This window comes from Foliimonas ilicis, from assembly GCF_039939195.1.
Taxonomy (GTDB): Bacteria; Pseudomonadota; Alphaproteobacteria; order Rhizobiales; family Rhizobiaceae; genus Foliimonas; species Foliimonas ilicis.
In genome coordinates, this window is the sequence record NZ_JBDUUH010000002.1 from 227,251 (window position 1) to 244,610 (window position 17,360).

The window sequence follows — 17,360 nt, forward strand, 5'->3', positions numbered from 1 at the left end:
GAACCGCGACCCGGCCTTCGAGAGGGCGATCGGCCAGCAAACGGCCCGGACCCGCAATGTCTGCGGCGGACTATTTTCCGGCGCGGCCGAGGGCCGCTTTCCATCGCGAGGCAAAATAGCCCGCCTTCGCCATCCTCCGCTGCGCTCCGGCCCTCCGCTTCGCTGCGGGTGCAGGTCCGAACCGCCCGCCGGCTTTCGTCGCCATGAAGGCCGCGAGGGTCGCGGTCGAACCGACGGAGCATCCCGATGAGCGAGCACGACGACCACGAACCGCACCACGCCTCTTCACCCACCGACCATGTCCTGAGCGAACTCCAGCTTTATGGGTACCGTCCCTTCACGGATGAACCTGATCCACGACCGCTTCCGGAGGGCGACCATGTCGCCGGCGCCATCGCCGACATCTTCGACGCCCTGATCGTCACCCTGGAGGACACCCGCCTCGAGCCCGACCTCGACGATCTCCTCTGGTCGACGGTCAACGTCTTCCACCGAGCCACCGACCGGATCGAGCGCGAGCTGGACGACAATGAGCAGGCGCAGCGTCGCGGCCAGCGCGAACAGGACGGCAGCGAAGTGAAAGCTGTCGAGCTGGAGCGCCTGACGGCTGAAGGGCAGACCATGATCGAGCGCCGCAACGCCTTCGAGCTGATGCGCGACCAGGCCGCCGAACACTATGAGCGCCACACCGGATCGAACTGGCGTCCGCGCAGCGGATCGATGGTCAACCATCGCAACCTCACCTCGGCGATGATCGATAGCCGGGACTTCCTTGCCGCCAAGAAGCGCGCCGACAATCAGGTGCTGCTGCCCGCAGGTCCAAAGATCGCCTTCACTGGCGGGCTCGACTTCAACGATCACCACCTGATCTGGGCCAAGCTCGATCAGGTCCACGCCAAACACCCCGACATGGTGCTGCTGCACGGCAAGTCGCCGAAGGGCGCCGAGAAGATCGCGGCCAAATGGGCCGACACCCGCAAGGTGCCGCAGGTCGGCTTCGCCCCCGACTGGACGAAACACGCCAAGGCCGCACCGTTCAAGCGCAACGATCAGATGCTCGACGTCCTGCCGATCGGGGTCATCGTCTTCCCCGGCACCGGCATCCAGGACAACCTCGCCGACAAGGCCAGGAAGCTCGGCATCCCGCTGTTCGATTTCCGCCCGAAGGGGGGCGGCGCGTGAGCGCCCCTCTCTCACTATCCGGGTCGAAAGAAGAACTGCGACCGATCACACGGCCCTGATGCTAGAAACGCCGACCGCAGATAGGGAGCAGCGACTGTCGATGTTTCTTCGATGCAATTCCACAGACAAAGCTCCCAAGCGAGCCCTAGAATTTCTATTCTTCGTCAGCAACCTGGCGCAGCAAATCACTTAACGCCTCGGACATAAAATCGGCGACGCGTCGAATGCGGGGATTGCTGCGGACCTCCTCATGCATAACCAGCCACACGGGCATAGGCGGCAGGTTTAGGCCGATGTCCACTCGCTCAAGCTCCGGATGACGGGCTGCAAGTAGTGACTGTGCGAAACCGATGCCGTTTCCGGCCAGCAGCAGGTTCCAGTAAACCATCTGATCATCGCAACGAATAGAGAACGCCTCGCGATCCAGCTCGAGCCCGTGGGCGTCATACGCTTTGATAACCGCCTCGCTGCGGTCGAAACCGAGAACCTCATGCTTCAACAAGTCGCCTATCGTCCGGGGCCGACCCCGACGGTCTAGATAAACTCGGGAGCCGAACAGGCCGAGCGGCGCCTTTCCCAACTTGCGCGCCACAAGGGCGCCCTGTGTGGGATCGACCATACGGATAGCAATATCGGCATCCCGGCGAAGCAGGTTTTGCGTGAGATCCGAGGCGACGATCTCGATCTGGATGCTCGGCTCGGCTTCTCGAAAAGCTACGAGGATCGACGGCAACAACAGGTTCGCTACGATCACAGACGCCGTTATTCGCACGGTGCCAGTCAATTGCTGGGATCGCCCCCTTGCTTTGAGCGCGAGAGCTTGGGCCGCCGCGCCCATGGCGCGGGCGTCGTCTATCAACCCCAGTGCAGCTTCGGTGGGATCGAGCCCACGCACCGAGCGGGTAAACAGCGTGACGCCAAGCGCTGCTTCCAGTTCGCGAATGTGGCGACTTAGGGTCGGCTGCGACGTTGCGCTGCGCGTCGCGGCTCCCGACAGCGAACCATTCTCGACCACCGCGAGGAAGGAGCGGAGTAAGGTCCAATCGATACTATTCATATTTGAAAGTCATACATCCGATTTTGCTATATATCTATGCAAAGATGCGTCGGTTAAGGTTCGGACATCGATGAAAGAGATGTCAAATGTCCGGATATGTCACTGGAACGCCCAAGCTTCTCCTGCGCTTGGAGGGGCTATGCGTGCTCGCCGTTGCTACGGCGGCCTATCAACAGCAAAGCCTTAGCTGGTGGGTATTCGCTGTCCTCTTCCTGGCACCTGACCTATCCATGTCAGGCTACCTAGCAGGCCGAAAGGTGGGAGCGGCAGTATACAACGCCGGCCATTCGTATGCTTTGCCGCTCGCGTGCATCGCATGGGGCGCGTCCGAGCCACGGCAGATGGTGCTGGCAGTGGGTCTGATCTGGGCTGCGCACATCGGATTTGACCGTGCCCTCGGGTACGGCCTGAAATACAGTAGTGGCTTCGGCGTCAGTCATCTCGGGTTGATAGGAACAGCCAAACGTGAGCGCGGCAGCGAGCGGTGATTGCTCGAAGCAAAAGGCGCAACCGTCGGACCTGATCTCACAGAGAATGCTCAAGATCTCCGGTTCGAAGAACCGCGATTGTGACCGCATGCACCACGTCCGATCCGACCAACCCCGGTTCGGCGGCGGCTTTCCCTCCAGAAGATGCGGGTCATTGCGGGAGCCGAAGGCCCGACACAAGGAGAGCTACCATCTGGCTGGCGTGATCCGGCCGGCCATCGTAGGTTGACATGCACAATGTCGATACAGCGGAGAATATCTCCGCCGCATCCATATCGGGCCTCGCTTCTCCCGACGCTACCGCCGCCTCGTACAATGTACGAGCGGCGGGACGCAGCCGTTGATCGAAGCGCGCCGCCATGCCGACATAGACCGGATCGTCCGAACTCATCGCCTTGGCCAGACCGCGCTTGGTGGCGATAAGCTGGACATAGAGCTGCATCCATTTCGCCAGCGCTTCGAACGGCGGATTGTCCCAGGCAAGCGTTGTCGCGGCCTCTGCGCAGGCGTCCATCTCGCTCTGGAAGACGGCGCCGACGAGGTCGGCCCGGCGGGGAAAACGGCGATAGAGCGTGCCCATGCCGACGCCCGCCCGGTCGGCGATCTCCCGGGTCGTGGCATCGACACCCTTCGTGACAAACAGTTCGCGTGCCGCCGCGATTAGCGCATCAACACTCCGCTGCGCATCGGCACGAAGGCGCCGCTCGCCGCATGCCTCCTCCGACATAGAGGGACGCTGGTCATCTGATCGGGCGCTCAACACGAATCTCGCTTGCTAAAAGGAGCATTGCTCCGTATTAAGAAACGGAGCGTTGCTCCTTTTGATTTAGCCGAATGCTGCAGCGCTTACAACAATCCACCAGGAGATTCTTATGCAGGACACGCCCGTCGCGCTGGTCACAGGCGCCAACCAAGGCATCGGTCTACAGATCGCCAAAGAGCTGACCGCCAATGGCCTCACGGTCCTATTGGGGTCGCGCAACCTTGAGCGCAGCGAAGCTGCTGCCCGGGAGGTGGGAACGACCGCCGTCGCGATCCAACTGGATGTCACTGACCAGGCCTCGATCACGGCGGCCGCAGAGCGGGTCAGGGAGGAGTTCGGCCGCCTGGACGTGCTGATCAACAATGCCGCCATCGCGTCCGCGAGCGATGGCCCGCAAACGTCCGATGAGCTTGCCAATGCCGGTCGCCCCAGCGTCATCCCCCTCGATGAAATGCGCACCATCTGGGACACCAACGTGTTCGGCGTGCTGGCCGTCTATCAGGCCATGCTGCCGATCCTGCGCGACACGCCGAACGCGCGTATCATCAATATCTCTAGCGGCGCCGGGTCGCTGACGCTGAATTCCGATCCGGACTTCCCCTTGAGACCTCTCTTCGACGCGGGCTACGCGGCCTCGAAGGCCGCGCTTAACGGCCTGACGCTCGCGATGGCGATCGAATTAGATGCCGAGGGCATCAAGGTAAATGCCGTCTCCCCTGGCTACACCAAGACCAGGCTCACCGGATTTGCAGGCACGGAGACAGTTGAAGAAGGCGCTGCCGAAGCCGTGCGCGTCGCGCTACTTGGTCCAGAGGCGCCGACCGGGACGTTTACCCATGCCACGATGGGCGCCCTTCCTTGGTGACCTGAAACACCGCTGACTTTTACCTATCGGCAATTGATGTATCGGACTGTCAATCGAGCCATCGCCGCTCATGGCGGAAACCATCTCCCGCTTCCATTGCGCTGATCCTTGGTCCAGCCGCTGGCCTGACGCCATCAACCCATAAAGGGTCGGCTATGCGAGCATGCCGCCGCTCCAGCTTCGCCTGCGCGGTGATTGCGGCCATCGGCCGGACATATCGGGCGCCTGTCGCGCGGGAGATGGTCTCCCGCCTCCGAGACAGGAGCCGGTCAGATGTCCCTCAATCAAGCTCACGCCTTCGCCTTCAGCCTCGCCACCACCCTTATGGTCTCGATCGTCATCTTCCAGGCAGGCGACGGCACCATGGGCGTCATGCCGGCCGGCGAATATGACGGCGAGGTCGCCGCCATCGTTCACGAGGTCGATCCCTTCGCCCGCTGATCGCGGGCAATTTCACAGGGCCGTAAGCGGAAGTCCCATGGGATTTCCGCGCCCGTCCAGCCTTCTATTCGGCTACACTGGCAACGCGCCGTGGTGGTGGTGGAGGCGCGACCGTCAGACCTTTATCTCACGGAGAACACCACCATGATCTTCATCGGCATCCTCTCCAGCATCGCAGCAATCGGCGTTTTGTGCTGGCTGCTGTTCACATTGGCCGTCTTCGCGCTCCCGTTCTTCGCCGGCGTCAGCGCCGCGACGTGGGCCTATCAGACCGGCGCCGGCTGGCTCGGCGCGATCCTCATCGGCTTTGTCACCGCCGCACTGACGCTCGGCCTCGGGCAATTCCTACTCGCCTTCATCCGTCCGCTCTGGATACGGCTCGCGATCGCACTCGCCTTCGTCGCGCCTGCGGCGCTCGCCGGCTACCATGCGACACATGGCATCGTGAAACACACCATGCCCTCCGACACCTGGCAGATCATCTTTTCCGTCATCGGCGCAATCGCCGTTGGCATCACGGCGCTGATCCGGGTGACGGCGATGGCCGCGCCCCGGCCGACCGGGCAAAACGTCGCGCGCGCCTAACATCGTTGCCGGCGGCGGGCAGTACGGTAGCTTGAGCTTGATGTCACCTAGCGCGCTCCTCGTCGTCAGGATGGCTTGCAATCGCGTTGATCGGATCGACGGCTAATCCCAGCCGACGCGTCACTCCCTCGGTGACGGCGCTGGCGTCAATGCCGTGACAACGCGCCCGACGGTGCGAGTGTCGAGAGGGGCGATCTCGCGGGCGACGGGCAGGAAGCGACGGTACGTAGCGTCAGACGGAGCGGGTTCGAACCGCGGTGTCCGGGGTGGTCACGGTCATATCGGTCCTGGGTGGCCGCCACGTTCTCCTGTGATGCGTCTCTGTCAGGTCGACCGCTCCAAAACGGCCTCTTCAATGGGCTGATCTGGCCGAAGGTCGGCTGCGCCTCGATCGCCTATGCCGCAACAGCGGCGTCGGAACTTTCTTCCCCTGCCGGCTACGCCGTCATTCCTCGCGCGCCAAGAAAGCCCCTCCTTTGCTGTCAGGCCCCTGCGGGGTGCGCCGTCAATCGCCTCCGGCCTGTCGATCGCCATCGAGGCCGCAATGGTGCGGGCTCGGAACAGAGTTCAAGGAGAACTACCATGGCGACCATCGGCACCTTCAAGAAGACCGGCAACAACGAGTTCACCGGCGAAATCGTCACCCTCAGTGTCCAGACCAAGAACGTCCGCATCGTCCCCGAGGCCCGCGCTACCGGCGAGAACGCCCCCAGCCACCGCCTGTTCGTCGGCCGCGCCGAAATCGGCGCCGCCTGGTCCAAGACCTCCAACGAGGGCCGCGCCTACCTGGGCCTGAAGCTCGACGATCCCAGCTTCAACGCCCCGATCTACGCCAACCTCTTCGACGACGAGGAAGGCGAAGGCTACAGCCTCATCTGGTCCCGCCCCAACCGCCGCAACGGCGATTAAGGCCAGCGCGACGCCCCGTCCGGACAATCCGGGCGGGGCCAATCGCTTTGAGAGCGACCGAATCAGTTGGCACCCCCTGAGTGCCCAGCCATCCCGCCAAGCCAGTATGAGGTAGCATCCTCGCCAAAGAGCGACTATTATAGTCGTAGTTCTAGCATGTGCGTAGGTCTGAGTGGGAGGTGATCATGCATGATCACCGCCCGACAATCGCGGGCCGCACGCGCGTTGCTGGGTTGGACACAGGAGACGCTCGCTGACAAGGCCCGAGTATCATTGACCGCGCTTAAGCGCCTCGAGTCCGAAAACGGGCTCGCGGTATACGAGGCGACGCGCGATGAGGTTCGACGGGCATTTGAGGCAAGCGGCATCGTTCTCCTGAACTCCGACCGGGGCGAAGGAGTGATGATCGTTCGTGCAAAGCAACCGAAAGCATAGCAGACAGCCCGCCTTCCGGCCCGGCACTCTTCACATTGCGATCATTTCGGGATTGGTTAACAAATCCCTCCGAAATGGATATCATCGGTGCTGGGGGTCTCGGTGACACAAGTGACGTTTAAGGACGAACCACCTCAGAGTGCTGCGCTCACGACCTATGATCGTGAGCATCTGAAGACCTATCTGCGACTGCTCGATGCCGACGCAGAGGGCTGCCCTTGGGAAGAAATAGTTCATGTGGTTTTCGGCCTGGATGCCGAGAAGGAGCCAGATCGCGCGGGGCGTGTATACGCGACGCATCTGGCCCGCGCCAAATGGATGACCGAAAACGGCCTGCGCCACCTGATCCGGTCAAGCTACCACTGACGGACACGAGTGATGCGTGGGCCGCATCACGTGGCGCCAACTTCGAACTTCCCAACGTACACACAACTTGGAATCGTGAGCGCCGTATTGCTCGCCATAACGCAAGCAAACGGGAGGATGTCATGCCAGAGGAAGGTAGTTGGCGGACGAGTTCCGCCTACGATTATGTTGACAGCTTGAATACGTCTGATCTCGCTTGGGAATTTCTGCGGCGAAATCCCGACTATCGTCGGGAATTCACCCAATTACAAAATGGCGAGCAAGCTGACGCCGACAAAATCCTTGCTCTGCTGGAACACTGGGGGTTGTCTTTTCGCTATCGACCCAGCACTCAATGCCTTGGCGACACCGATCTCCTGGACCCCAATCGCCGACCCGTCCAAAATTATTCTCAGCCAGTTCCCGGCCGCGCCTGCAGACGGACTTTCTAGCAGCGCCGTCCATGCGGTTGCCATTTCCACGGCATTGGATGGCACTCTCCGCCTTCGATTTGGTGAGCACTCGTTCGATGTGCAGATCATCGGAGACGGCCGAGCTTCGCCATTAGCCGCAGTAGTGCTGCTGAATGAAGATACGCACGATCGACTCCACGCCCTCGACCGGTTCTGGCGATCTGTAAGCAGCAACGGCGGTCCGCCCGACGGGCGCATCACGCCCCAGCGACGTTTGCGGCTCCGCATGATGTTGCAGGCGCTTGATGGCCGCGACGAGGGCGCGACCTACCGCTCGATCGCAGAGGCGCTCTTCCCTCGCCATACGCTTCATGCCGGATCATGGGCGGTCAATTCCATTCGCGAAACGACGATCCGCCTCGTTCGTGACGGCGTCAAACTGGTCCGCGGGGGTTACCGCGATTTGCTTCGCTACTCCCGCCGATCCTAGCCGCTTACACGCCACCGCAGCGTGTCGATTTTACGCGGCTACCTTCGACATGGAGAGACGGGCTGTCTGAAGCCACCGTGCTCTGACACCGCCGATTGCCACCGGCGGCGTCCGATCACCGCACGGAGGTTTCGATCATGGCCGCACAACAGGCGGGCTTGCCGCCACGCTTTCTTCGCACACCAGAAGCCGCCCGCTTTCTCGGGCTCTCCGGTCGGACCCTTGAAAAGCACCGCACCTATGGGACCGGCCCGGCCTTCCTCAAGCTCGGCGGGCGAGTCGTGTACGCCTTGGAAGAATTACAGCGCTGGGCGGAGCGCGGGGCAAAGACGTCGACGTCTGATCCCGGGCATGGCGGGTTGTCTGCCGCGAAGCCGCAGGCCGGCCGCCTAGGCGGCATGGCCGGCTCCCGCTGAGCCGCTTTGCCATGTTGTCCCGGCACCATCCGCACGATGAGCGAGCGCAGCTCGATCTGTTCCGGGCACTCCCCGGCGATCTCGCGCCGCGCGACGCGCAGGACCTCATGGCCTATCCATTCTTCTCGCTTGCCAAGTCGAAGCGCCTGGCGCCGATCGACTTCAAGGCAGGCTCGGTGAAGATCCGTGTCGAAGCCGTGCCCGAGCACGGCATGGCAACGATCTGGGACGCCGATGTTCTGATCTGGGCGGCCTCGCAAATCGTCGAGGCCCGTGACGTCGGCCTGCGCCCGTCACGCCTGATGGCGACCACGCCTTACGAGATACTGAACTTCATTGGACGCGGTGTCTCGCTGCGCGATTACGACCGACTGAAGGCCGCGCTCGACCGCCTCCAGTCCACCACCATAGCGACATCCATTCGCCAGCCGACCGAGCGGCGGATGCACCGCTTTTCCTGGATCAACGAGTGGAAGGAACGCGCCGATCACCGCGGCCGCCCGCTCGGGCTCGAACTGATCGTACCCGACTGGTTCTACGCGGCTGTCCTCGATGATGCTCTCGTCCTCACGATCGACCGCAACTATTTCAGGCTGACCGGCGGTCTGGAGCGCTGGCTCTACCGCCTCGTGCGCAAGCATGGCGGCAAGCAGGAATACGGCTGGAGCTTCGACTTTCCGCATCTGCACGCGAAGTCCGGCAGTCTCTCGCCGCTCAAGCATTTCGCCTACGACCTGCGCGACATCGTCCGCCGCCAGCCGCTGCCTGGCTATCGGCTGACCATCGAGCAGTGCTTCGGCGGCCCCGAAATTCTGTCCTTCGTACCCACCGATCCCGACGCGCTCGGCATCCCGCGCCGCCGTCGCCGCTCGACAACTCGACCTGGGGATAAGCTGTGAATCATCTCGTGCTATCAGGGACCGGCGCTATCGTGCCATCGGGGACCGGACTCTCGTGCTATCGGGGACCGGAATCGTCGATTCATCGCGCTGAATCAGCAGCTTGCGAGCCCCGTAACTTATCTAACCTAGATTCCTACGGAATCTTTCTAACGCAAACGCGTTTTTCGACCGCTGTGGACGAGTCCCCGATCGCCGGGAGACCGTCATGATCGTCGCGTTCCTCAACCAGAAGGGTGGCGTCGGCAAAACGACGTTGGCGCTGCACCTCGCCGGCGAATGGGCACGGGACGGCAAGCGCGTCACGCTGATCGACGCCGATCCGCAAGGCTCGGCGCTGGACTGGTCACAGCAGCGCAGCCGGGAGGGATTGGAGCGGCTCTTCGGTGTTGTCGGCTTGGCGCGCGACACGCTCCACCGCGAAGCGCCGGAGCTGGCGCGCGACGTCGATCATGTCGTCATCGACGGACCGCCGCGTGTCGCCGGTCTGATGCGTTCGGCGCTGCTCGCCGCCGATCTTGTACTGATCCCGGTGCAGCCGTCGCCGCTCGACGGCTGGGCGTCGGCCGAGATGCTGACGCTGCTCAGCGAAGCGCGGATCTATCGACCGGACCTCAAGGCGCGGTTCGTACTGAACCGCTGTGCCGCCCGCACGATCCTCGCCCGAGAAACCGCCGAGACGCTCGCGGAGCATGATCCCCCGCCGCTCCTGACCACCATCGGCCAGCGCATCGCTTTTGCTGATGTCGTGCAGACGGGACGGCTCGCGGCCGAGCAAGACGAGACATCGCCCGCCGCACGCGAGATCGCGGCCTTGGCCGCCGAGATCGACCGGCTTCGCGTCGGGAGGATCGCGCCATGACAATCCTCACCGGCGACTGCCGCGTCGTCATGCCAGCGCACGCGCCGTTCGATCTGATTCTCGCCGATCCTCCCTATGGCGATACCTCCCTTGCCTGGGACCGCCGTGTCGACGGTTGGCTGCCGCTCGCGCGCGCTGCGCTCGCACCGAGCGGATCGCTGTGGGTCTTTGGCTCGCTGCGTTGCTTCATGGCCACCGCCGATCAGTTTGCCGAAGCAGGGCTTCGCCTCGCGCAGGACGTTATCTGGGAGAAGCAGAACGGTAGCAGCTTCCACGCCGACCGCTTCAAGCGAGTTCACGAGCTGGCTGGCCAGTTCTACCCGACCGGAGTCGCATGGCGTGACATCTACAATGCCGTCCAGACGACGCCTGACGCCACGACACGCACCGTGCGGCGCAAGCAGCGTCCACCCCACACCGGCCATATCGACGCCGGCTCCTATGTCAGCGAAGACGGCGGACCGCGCCTCATGCGCTCGGTCATCTATGCCCGCAACGCGCACGGCCATGCCATCCACCCGACCGAGAAACCCAGCGGCCTCCTTGAAATCCTGATCCGCACGAGCTGCCCCAAGGGAGGCCTGGTCGGCGATTGGTTCGCCGGATCGGGTGCGGCCGGCGAAGCCTGCCGGCTTTCCGGCCGGCGCTATCTCGGCTGCGAGATCGACGCCGACATGGCGGAGCGCGCCCGCGTCCGCGTCAGCGGCGTGCTGCCCTTCATCGACGGAGCGGCCCAATGAGTGGGCGCGAGACAAAGCGCAGCTTCGCGTCCCGACCGGCCGATCCGGAAAGCTGGATCAAGGCGCCGGACCGTCCATCGCCGCGCACAGACCCCGCCGCCGAATTCACCGCCAGGCTGACGATCGACGTCACCGCCGACATGCGAGGCCGGATCAAGATTGCCGCCTTCCAGCGCGGACAGACGGTCGCCGACATGCTGCGCGCCCTGTTCGAGCGCGAGTTCCCCACCAGCGAAGGAGAGCCGCGATGATCGGTGTCGCCGACACGTCGCTGCGCAGCGGCTTGCCGCACGCGCCTGCGGCAGATGCACTGACCCATGTCGAGTTGACGTGGGTCGAGAAGAAGATCGAATTCTGGATCAGGTTCGGTCGCGAGACGGCCGAACAGATCCTCGACCGACGTCGGCGCGTCGTGTCGTTCGCGCCTGACAGCGTCTTCGCCTTCGTTCGCTGGACCTCCAACGACTACGGCACCGCACTTTCGCGCCTCGACATCGTGCGCGCCGTCAGTGCGGGCGAGTGCTTCCAGACCCTGCCATTCGTGCGCCCCGGCGGCGACATCCTGTTGCGCGCCGATGGCTGGCCGAAGGTCGAGCGCGTCCTCCAGCTCATCGATGCCATCGAGGCGCGGGGCATCGGTGCGATCGACGTTTCGCCTGATCACTGGCGCCACGTCCACAACCGTCTGACGGCCGGTGAAGCACCCCGCGCCTACGACGCGCAGCAGCATCGCGCCTTCCTCCTGCGCCGGAGGATCATGCCATGAGCCGCTTTGGATACGTCATGACGACGTACTTCGCGGTGATGCTGATGGGCGTCCTCTCGATCGTTTCCTTCGCGCCGAAGCTGATCTGGAATGCCTCCGCGAGCACGCCGATCGGCCTCTATGCGATCAGCGCCAGCGACGGATTGGAAGCGTCCGACCTCGTGGCCGTAGCGGCGCCCGAGCCGATCGCCACGTTCCTTGCCGATGGCGGATATCTGCCACGTGGCGTGCCGCTGCTGAAGCGGGTCGCGGGTCTGCCCGGTCAACGGGTTTGCCGCTCGGGCCACACGATCACCGTCGACGGCCAGGCCATCGGCGATGCGCTCGACCGTGATCGCCGGGGCCGCGAACTGCCGATTTGGCGGGGATGCCGCCTCATCGCCGACGACGAGCTGTTCCTTATGAACTGGCAGGTCCGCGACAGCCTCGACGGCCGTTACTTCGGCCCGCTCCCCGCCACCTCGGTCATCGGCCGGGCCACCCCCCTCTACACCGACGAGGACGGTGATGACCGCTTCGTCTGGCGCGCGCCGACGCGGTGACGTCACGCCCATGACCCCTTCCACCGCACAGCCAAGGAGAAACCCATGTCCGTTATCGGTCAATTCACGCGCGAGAATGACGGCTTCATCGGCCATCTGATGACGCTGTCATTGCACCAGGACATCGTCATCGTTCCGGCCGAACCGTCCGATGCCGAGAACGCGCCGGACTTCCGTGTCCATGTTCTCGACAGCATGAACAACGAAACCGGCGCGGAGATCGGTGCGGGCTGGAAGCGCACCGGCGAGAAGGCCGGCGACTACGTTTCGCTGCAGATCGACGATCCGACCTTCGGTCATCCGATCCGCGCCAACCTCTTTCAGTCGGCCGACGACAAGGCCGCCTGGGGCTTGCACTGGAACCGCCCGCCCAAGCGCGCAGAGCGGGACTGAACGATGTCGGTCCCGCGCCATCAAGCTGGTGCCCGGCGGTCGAAAACCGCCCGGCACACAGCCGCCCTTCTCCTTTCCGGCCTTCTGCTGTCCGCGCCGCTTTCCGTCACCGCGAATGCGCAGACGGTGTCGGCCGAGCGCCCCTCTCGCGTCGATCCTTACGCCGCGTTCATCACCGAGGCCGCACAACGGTTCGGCGTTCCCGAGCACTGGATTCGCGCCGTCATGCGCGTCGAAAGCGCTGGCGACGTGCGAGCGATCTCGTCAGCAGGCGCGATGGGACTGATGCAGATCATGCCCGCCACATGGACCGATCTGCGCGCCCGTCACCGGCTCGGCGCGAATCCCTACGATCCACGCGACAACATTCTGGCGGGCGCGGCTTATCTCCGCGAGATGCACGACCGCTACGGATCGCCGGGGTTTCTCGCAGCCTATAATGCGGGTCCCGGCCGCTACGAAGAGTATCTTGCTGGCCGACCTTTACCGGCCGAAACGCGCGCCTATGTCGCTGCGCTCGCGCCTGTTATCGGCGGCGGAGATGCCCTCGCTCCCGTCACGGTCGCGGCGGCCGATCCCAACGCCTGGGCACGCTCGCCCCTCTTCATCGTGCAGTCCGAGCGCGCCGCGACCGCTGTTTTTACGGCCAGCAATCGCGCTTCGAACGAGACTTCGGTTGCATCTTCGGTGCGCGATGCTCCGGCCATCGCTCCGCAATCCGGAGGCCTGTTTGTCGCCCGAAACAGCGATGGGGGGCCGCGATGACGGTGTTCGCAGCATTTCGTGGAATGGCGTACTTTGGCGGAAGATGGGCGGTCCGAGGAGGAGGAGCAGGCAACACAACCGCACGATGGCGAGATAAAAGCGCGCGAGGTGCGGCTTGGTGCGGTCGTGTGTTTTCAGAGACTTATGGCGCATCTGCGCGAGGTGCGCCTGATCGGCGCAGCCTGCGCAACCGTCATTTCGCCAAGGATTACCGCGCGATTGCGCGATGTGCGGGACCTCGGCCATGAGCGGCGAGGACGATTTCCGCATCCGGCCAGGCCGCATCCGCTCGACCCGTGCACAACAGGCGCGGCCCTTCATCGCCCAAGCGCTGGCCGCCGCCCAGCGCGCCGGCGGCAGCGTCTCGCGGTCCGGCAAGATCAGCCCGGGCAACCGCTCACGGTTCGGGCGCGGCCAGCGCGCGACCGTGCAGGCCAATCGGCTGCTCACCAGCCGATCGCGCAACACGGTCATCAAGACGCGCGTCGTCCGGCACACCGCTCGCGCCGCGCCGCTGTCCGCTCACCTCAGCTATCTCCGGCGCGAGGGTGTCACCCGGGATGGGGAGAAGGCAAAGCTGTTCGGCCCTGAGACCGAGGACGCCGACCCCAAAGCCTTCGCCGAGCGGACCCAGGACGACCGCCACCATTTTCGGTTCATCGTCTCGCCCGAGGACGCGACCGAGATGTCCGACCTCAAGACCTTTGCCCGCGACCTGATGGGGCAAATGGAAAGGGACCTCGGCACGAAGCTCGACTGGGTCGGGGTCGATCACTGGAACACGGATAATCCGCACGTCCATATCATCCTTCGCGGTCGCACCGATGACGGCCAGGACCTCGTCATCTCGCGCGACTACATCAAGGAAGGCATGCGCGCCCGCGCGCAGGATCTTGTTACCCAGGAGTTGGGACCGCGCACCGATCACGAAATCCGCCGCAATCTCGAACGGCAGATCGACGCGGAGCGCTGGACCAACCTTGACCGGCAGCTTGCCCGAGACAGCTACCGCACCGGTGTCGTCGATCTGGCGCCGCACCCTGACCGCCAGCCCGACGAATTCCACGCGATGAAGGTCGGCCGCCTGCGCAAGCTGGAGACGCTCGGACTTGCGGATCAGATCGGCCCCGGCCAATGGGTCGTATCGGAGAATGCCGAAGCGACGCTGCGCGAACTGGGCGAGCGCGGCGACATCATCAAACGCATTCATCGCGGCCTGACGGAACGCGGTATCGAGCGCGGCGCCGCCAGCTATGTGCTCGCCGGCGAGAGCCTCAACGATCCTGTCGTCGGCCGGCTGGTCGATCGTGGTCTCGACGATGAACTGAAGGGCACGGCGTATGCCGTGGTCGACGGCACGGACGGACGAACCCATCACATCAAGCTGCCCGACCTCGACGCGGCCGGCGACAGCGCGCCGGGCTCGATCGTGGAGCTGCGCAAATTCGACGACGCGCAGGGACGCAGACGGGTCGCGCTCGCCGTCCGCTCCGATCTCGACATCTCCGCCCAAGTCAACGCGACCGGCGCAACCTGGCTCGATCGGCAGGCAATCGCCCGCGATCCGGTCGCACTCGGCGGTGGCGGCTTCGGCGCGGAGGTTCGCCAGGCGATGGATCGGCGGGCCCAACACCTCATCACTCAGGGGCTCGCCGAGCGGCAGACCCGCGGCGTCAGCTTCTCGCCGGGGCTGATCGACACGCTACGGCAGCGCGAGGTCGACGCCCTTGGCGAGAAGCTCGCGGCCGAGACCGGCCGACAATTCTCGAAGGCCGCAACGGGCGAGTATGTGGCGGGCACCTACCGGCAGCGCTTCGCGCTCGCGTCCGGCCGCTTCGCCATGATCGACGACGGCCTCGGATTCCAGCTCGTGCCCTGGTCGCCATCCCTTGAACGCCAGCTCGGTCAGCACGTCTCCGGCGTGTCGCGCGGCGCGGGCGGCGTCGACTGGAGCTTCGGCCGCAACCGCGGGCTCGGCATGTAGCCCAATCAAGAAAAAAGGAGTGCCCGCCATGTCGGCGACCAAAATCCTCTGGGGCCAGATTCTCACCGTCTTCCTGATCGTCGTCATGACAACCTGGGCGGCGACGCAGTGGACAGCCTATCGGCTCGGCTTCCAGCCGCAGCTCGGCCTCCCTTGGTTCGAGCTGGCCGGCTGGCCCATCTACTATCCGCCCGCCTTCTTCTGGTGGTGGTACTTCTACGATGCCTATGCTCCGCCGATCTTCGTCGAGGGCGCCTATATCGCCGCGTCCGGCGGCTTCATCTCCATTGCCGTCGCGATCGGCATGTCCGTCTGGCGGGCGCGCGAAGCCAAGAACGCCGAGACCTTCGGCTCCGCCCGATGGGCCGCTGCTCGCGAAGTGAGTGCCGCGGGCCTGCTGGGCGCGGATGGCGTCATCCTGGGCAAGTTCGAGCGCGACTATCTCCGCCATGACGGTCCCGAGCATGTGTTGTGCTTTGCGCCAACTCGGTCCGGCAAGGGTGTCGGCCTGGTCGTGCCGTCACTGCTGACCTGGCCGGGCTCGGCCATCGTCCACGACATCAAGGGGGAGAACTGGACGCTGACGGCGGGCTTTCGATCCCGGCATGGCCGCGTGCTGCTGTTCGATCCGACCAACGCGAAGTCGGCCGCCTACAATCCGCTGCTCGAGGTCCGCCGCGGCGAGTGGGAGGTCCGCGACGTCCAGAACATCGCCGACATTTTGGTCGACCCGGAAGGCTCGCTCGAGAAAAGGAACCACTGGGAAAAAACCAGCCACGCGCTGCTGGTCGGAGCCATCCTGCACGTCCTTTACGCCGAGGCCGACAAGACCCTGGCGGGCGTCGCCGCCTTCCTCTCCGATCCGAAGCGGCCGATTGATTCCACGCTCGCCGCCATGATGAGGACGGCGCATCTCGGCGAGGCCGGACCGCATCCAGTGATTGCTAGTGCGGCCCGCGAGCTGCTGAACAAATCCGACAACGAGCGCTCGGGCGTGCTGTCAACCGCCATGTCATTCCTCGGCCTCTATCGCGATCCCGTCGTCGCCGAGGTCACGCGCCGCTGCGACTGGCGCATCACCGACATTGTCGGCGGCAAGCATCCGACGACGCTCTATCTCGTCGTGCCGCCATCGGACATCAACCGCACCAAGCCACTGATCCGTCTGATCCTCAATCAGATCGGTCGACGGCTCACGGAGGATCTGAATGCGAAGGGCAACCGCCACCGGCTCCTGCTCATGCTCGACGAATTCCCGGCGCTGGGTCGCCTCGACTTCTTCGAAAGCGCGCTCGCCTTCATGGCCGGCTACGGCCTCAAAGCCTTTCTCATCGCCCAGTCGCTGAACCAGATCGAGAAGGCCTACGGGCCCAACAACTCCATTCTCGACAACTGCCATGTCCGCGTCAGCTTCGCGACCAATGACGAAAGGACCGCCAAGCGTGTCTCGGATGCGCTCGGCACCGCGACCGAGATGCGCGCTATGAAGAACTATGCCGGTCATCGCCTCTCGCCATGGCTGGGCCACATGATGGTCTCCCGCTCGGAAACGGCCCGGCAACTGATGACGCCGGGCGAGATCATGCAGCTTCCGCCATCCGACGAAATCGTCATGGTCGCCGGCACCCCGCCGATCCGCGCCAAGAAGGCGCGATATTACGAGGATCGTCGGTTTCAGGAGCGCATCCTGCCGCCGCCGAACCTGTTGAAACCGGCACAGGCCCAATCGGACGACTGGAGCACGCTGGCCCTGCCGGCGGCGCCGGCGGTCGCGATGGCCGCCAGCGGCGACGGATCGGAGGATGAGGATACGACCGACTCCGAGCGCCGGCACCAGCCGGAGCTGAGCCGCTCGAAACCCGTCGAGCCTAAGCAACCCATCGAAAACGAGTTCGAGATCGATCCCCGCGACGACGCCGATGAGGACACCGCACGGCTCTCACGCATGAATCAGACCATGCGCCAGGTCGCACGCCAGGCGTCGCTCGATCCTGGCGATGGCATCGAGCTTTAGGAGACA

The 17,360-nt window shown here is 64.3% G+C and carries 23 protein-coding genes; 21 read left to right on the forward strand and 2 right to left on the reverse strand.

Annotated elements, in window-relative coordinates:
• Positions 1 to 246: 246 nt before the first annotated feature.
• Positions 247 to 1,182: a DUF2493 domain-containing protein gene (locus tag ABFT80_RS06595; RefSeq protein WP_347971075.1), complete on the forward strand. Its 936-nt coding sequence runs from the start codon at positions 247 to 249 to the stop codon at positions 1,180 to 1,182.
• 154 nt (positions 1,183 to 1,336) lie between these two features.
• On the opposite strand, the gene ABFT80_RS06600 is transcribed toward ABFT80_RS06595, so the two are convergent.
• Positions 1,337 to 2,239, reverse strand: a complete 903-nt coding sequence (locus tag ABFT80_RS06600) for a LysR family transcriptional regulator (protein ID WP_347971076.1) — start codon at positions 2,237 to 2,239, stop codon at positions 1,337 to 1,339.
• 86 nt (positions 2,240 to 2,325) lie between these two features.
• Here ABFT80_RS06600 and ABFT80_RS06605 point away from each other — a divergent pair, with 86 nt between their 5' ends.
• Positions 2,326 to 2,727, forward strand: a complete 402-nt coding sequence (locus tag ABFT80_RS06605) for a DUF4260 domain-containing protein (RefSeq protein ID WP_347971077.1) — start codon at positions 2,326 to 2,328, stop codon at positions 2,725 to 2,727.
• Between the two features lie 151 nt (positions 2,728 to 2,878).
• Here the strand turns inward: ABFT80_RS06605 and ABFT80_RS06610 are convergent, their stop codons facing one another.
• On the reverse strand, positions 2,879 to 3,487 hold the full coding sequence (locus ABFT80_RS06610) for a TetR/AcrR family transcriptional regulator (RefSeq protein ID WP_347971078.1): 609 nt from the start codon (positions 3,485 to 3,487) through the stop codon (positions 2,879 to 2,881).
• Positions 3,488 to 3,599: 112 nt separating this feature from the next.
• On the opposite strand from ABFT80_RS06610, the gene ABFT80_RS06615 reads away from it, so the two are divergent.
• From ABFT80_RS06615 to ABFT80_RS06700, 19 genes are all read left to right on the forward strand, one after another.
• Positions 3,600 to 4,355 (forward strand): SDR family oxidoreductase, encoded by a 756-nt coding sequence (locus ABFT80_RS06615; RefSeq protein ID WP_347971079.1) that lies wholly within the window; start codon positions 3,600 to 3,602, stop codon positions 4,353 to 4,355.
• 273 nt (positions 4,356 to 4,628) lie between these two features.
• The gene (locus ABFT80_RS06620; protein WP_347971080.1) at positions 4,629 to 4,796 is read left to right on the forward strand and encodes a hypothetical protein; all 168 of its coding nucleotides are present in this window, start codon (positions 4,629 to 4,631) and stop codon (positions 4,794 to 4,796) included.
• 144 nt (positions 4,797 to 4,940) lie between these two features.
• The gene (locus ABFT80_RS06625) at positions 4,941 to 5,381 is read left to right on the forward strand and encodes a hypothetical protein (protein WP_347971081.1); all 441 of its coding nucleotides are present in this window, start codon (positions 4,941 to 4,943) and stop codon (positions 5,379 to 5,381) included.
• Positions 5,382 to 5,963: 582 nt separating this feature from the next.
• Entirely contained in the window at positions 5,964 to 6,290 is a 327-nt protein-coding gene (locus ABFT80_RS06630) for a DUF736 domain-containing protein (protein ID WP_347971082.1), read from the forward strand.
• A gap of 189 nt (positions 6,291 to 6,479) precedes the next feature.
• Positions 6,480 to 6,725: a helix-turn-helix domain-containing protein gene (locus ABFT80_RS06635; RefSeq protein ID WP_347971083.1), complete on the forward strand. Its 246-nt coding sequence runs from the start codon at positions 6,480 to 6,482 to the stop codon at positions 6,723 to 6,725.
• Positions 6,726 to 6,827: 102 nt separating this feature from the next.
• Positions 6,828 to 7,091, forward strand: coding sequence for a DNA -binding domain-containing protein (locus ABFT80_RS06640; RefSeq protein WP_347971084.1), 264 nt, complete (start codon positions 6,828 to 6,830; stop codon positions 7,089 to 7,091).
• Between the two features lie 122 nt (positions 7,092 to 7,213).
• Positions 7,214 to 7,522: a transcriptional regulator domain-containing protein gene (locus ABFT80_RS28050; protein ID WP_455189887.1), complete on the forward strand. Its 309-nt coding sequence runs from the start codon at positions 7,214 to 7,216 to the stop codon at positions 7,520 to 7,522.
• 124 nt (positions 7,523 to 7,646) lie between these two features.
• The gene (locus ABFT80_RS28055) at positions 7,647 to 7,973 is read left to right on the forward strand and encodes a DUF2285 domain-containing protein (RefSeq protein WP_455189897.1); all 327 of its coding nucleotides are present in this window, start codon (positions 7,647 to 7,649) and stop codon (positions 7,971 to 7,973) included.
• A gap of 137 nt (positions 7,974 to 8,110) precedes the next feature.
• Positions 8,111 to 8,389, forward strand: a complete 279-nt coding sequence (locus ABFT80_RS06650) for a helix-turn-helix transcriptional regulator (RefSeq protein WP_347971086.1) — start codon at positions 8,111 to 8,113, stop codon at positions 8,387 to 8,389.
• Positions 8,390 to 8,400: 11 nt separating this feature from the next.
• The gene (locus ABFT80_RS06655) at positions 8,401 to 9,288 is read left to right on the forward strand and encodes a replication initiator protein A (protein ID WP_347971087.1); all 888 of its coding nucleotides are present in this window, start codon (positions 8,401 to 8,403) and stop codon (positions 9,286 to 9,288) included.
• 208 nt (positions 9,289 to 9,496) lie between these two features.
• The gene (gene parA / locus ABFT80_RS06660) at positions 9,497 to 10,150 is read left to right on the forward strand and encodes a ParA family partition ATPase (RefSeq protein WP_347971088.1); all 654 of its coding nucleotides are present in this window, start codon (positions 9,497 to 9,499) and stop codon (positions 10,148 to 10,150) included.
• Positions 10,147 to 10,890, forward strand: coding sequence for a DNA-methyltransferase (locus tag ABFT80_RS06665; protein ID WP_347971089.1), 744 nt, complete (start codon positions 10,147 to 10,149; stop codon positions 10,888 to 10,890). The genes parA and ABFT80_RS06665 overlap by 4 nt, the downstream gene beginning before the upstream one ends.
• A complete protein-coding gene (locus ABFT80_RS06670) occupies positions 10,887 to 11,141 on the forward strand; it encodes a ribbon-helix-helix protein (RefSeq protein WP_347971090.1) in 255 nt (84 codons plus the stop codon). The genes ABFT80_RS06665 and ABFT80_RS06670 overlap by 4 nt, the downstream gene beginning before the upstream one ends.
• On the forward strand, positions 11,138 to 11,656 hold the full coding sequence (locus ABFT80_RS06675; RefSeq protein WP_347971091.1) for a DUF2840 domain-containing protein: 519 nt from the start codon (positions 11,138 to 11,140) through the stop codon (positions 11,654 to 11,656). Before ABFT80_RS06670 ends, ABFT80_RS06675 begins: the two co-directional genes overlap by 4 nt.
• Positions 11,653 to 12,198 carry a S26 family signal peptidase gene (locus ABFT80_RS06680; protein WP_347971092.1) on the forward strand — a complete coding sequence of 182 codons (546 nt, stop codon included), beginning with the start codon at positions 11,653 to 11,655 and terminating at the stop codon, positions 12,196 to 12,198. Before ABFT80_RS06675 ends, ABFT80_RS06680 begins: the two co-directional genes overlap by 4 nt.
• 45 nt (positions 12,199 to 12,243) lie before the next feature.
• The gene (locus ABFT80_RS06685; protein WP_347971093.1) at positions 12,244 to 12,591 is read left to right on the forward strand and encodes a DUF736 domain-containing protein; all 348 of its coding nucleotides are present in this window, start codon (positions 12,244 to 12,246) and stop codon (positions 12,589 to 12,591) included.
• 3 nt (positions 12,592 to 12,594) lie between these two features.
• Positions 12,595 to 13,356 (forward strand): lytic transglycosylase domain-containing protein, encoded by a 762-nt coding sequence (locus tag ABFT80_RS06690; RefSeq protein ID WP_347971095.1) that lies wholly within the window; start codon positions 12,595 to 12,597, stop codon positions 13,354 to 13,356.
• 244 nt (positions 13,357 to 13,600) lie between these two features.
• Positions 13,601 to 15,340 carry a relaxase/mobilization nuclease domain-containing protein gene (locus ABFT80_RS06695; RefSeq protein ID WP_347971096.1) on the forward strand — a complete coding sequence of 580 codons (1,740 nt, stop codon included), beginning with the start codon at positions 13,601 to 13,603 and terminating at the stop codon, positions 15,338 to 15,340.
• A 28-nt stretch (positions 15,341 to 15,368) separates the two neighbouring features.
• Complete coding sequence (locus ABFT80_RS06700; protein ID WP_347971097.1) at positions 15,369 to 17,354, forward strand: conjugal transfer protein TraG; 1,986 nt, start codon at positions 15,369 to 15,371, stop codon at positions 17,352 to 17,354.
• The last annotated feature ends 6 nt before the right edge of the window (positions 17,355 to 17,360 follow it).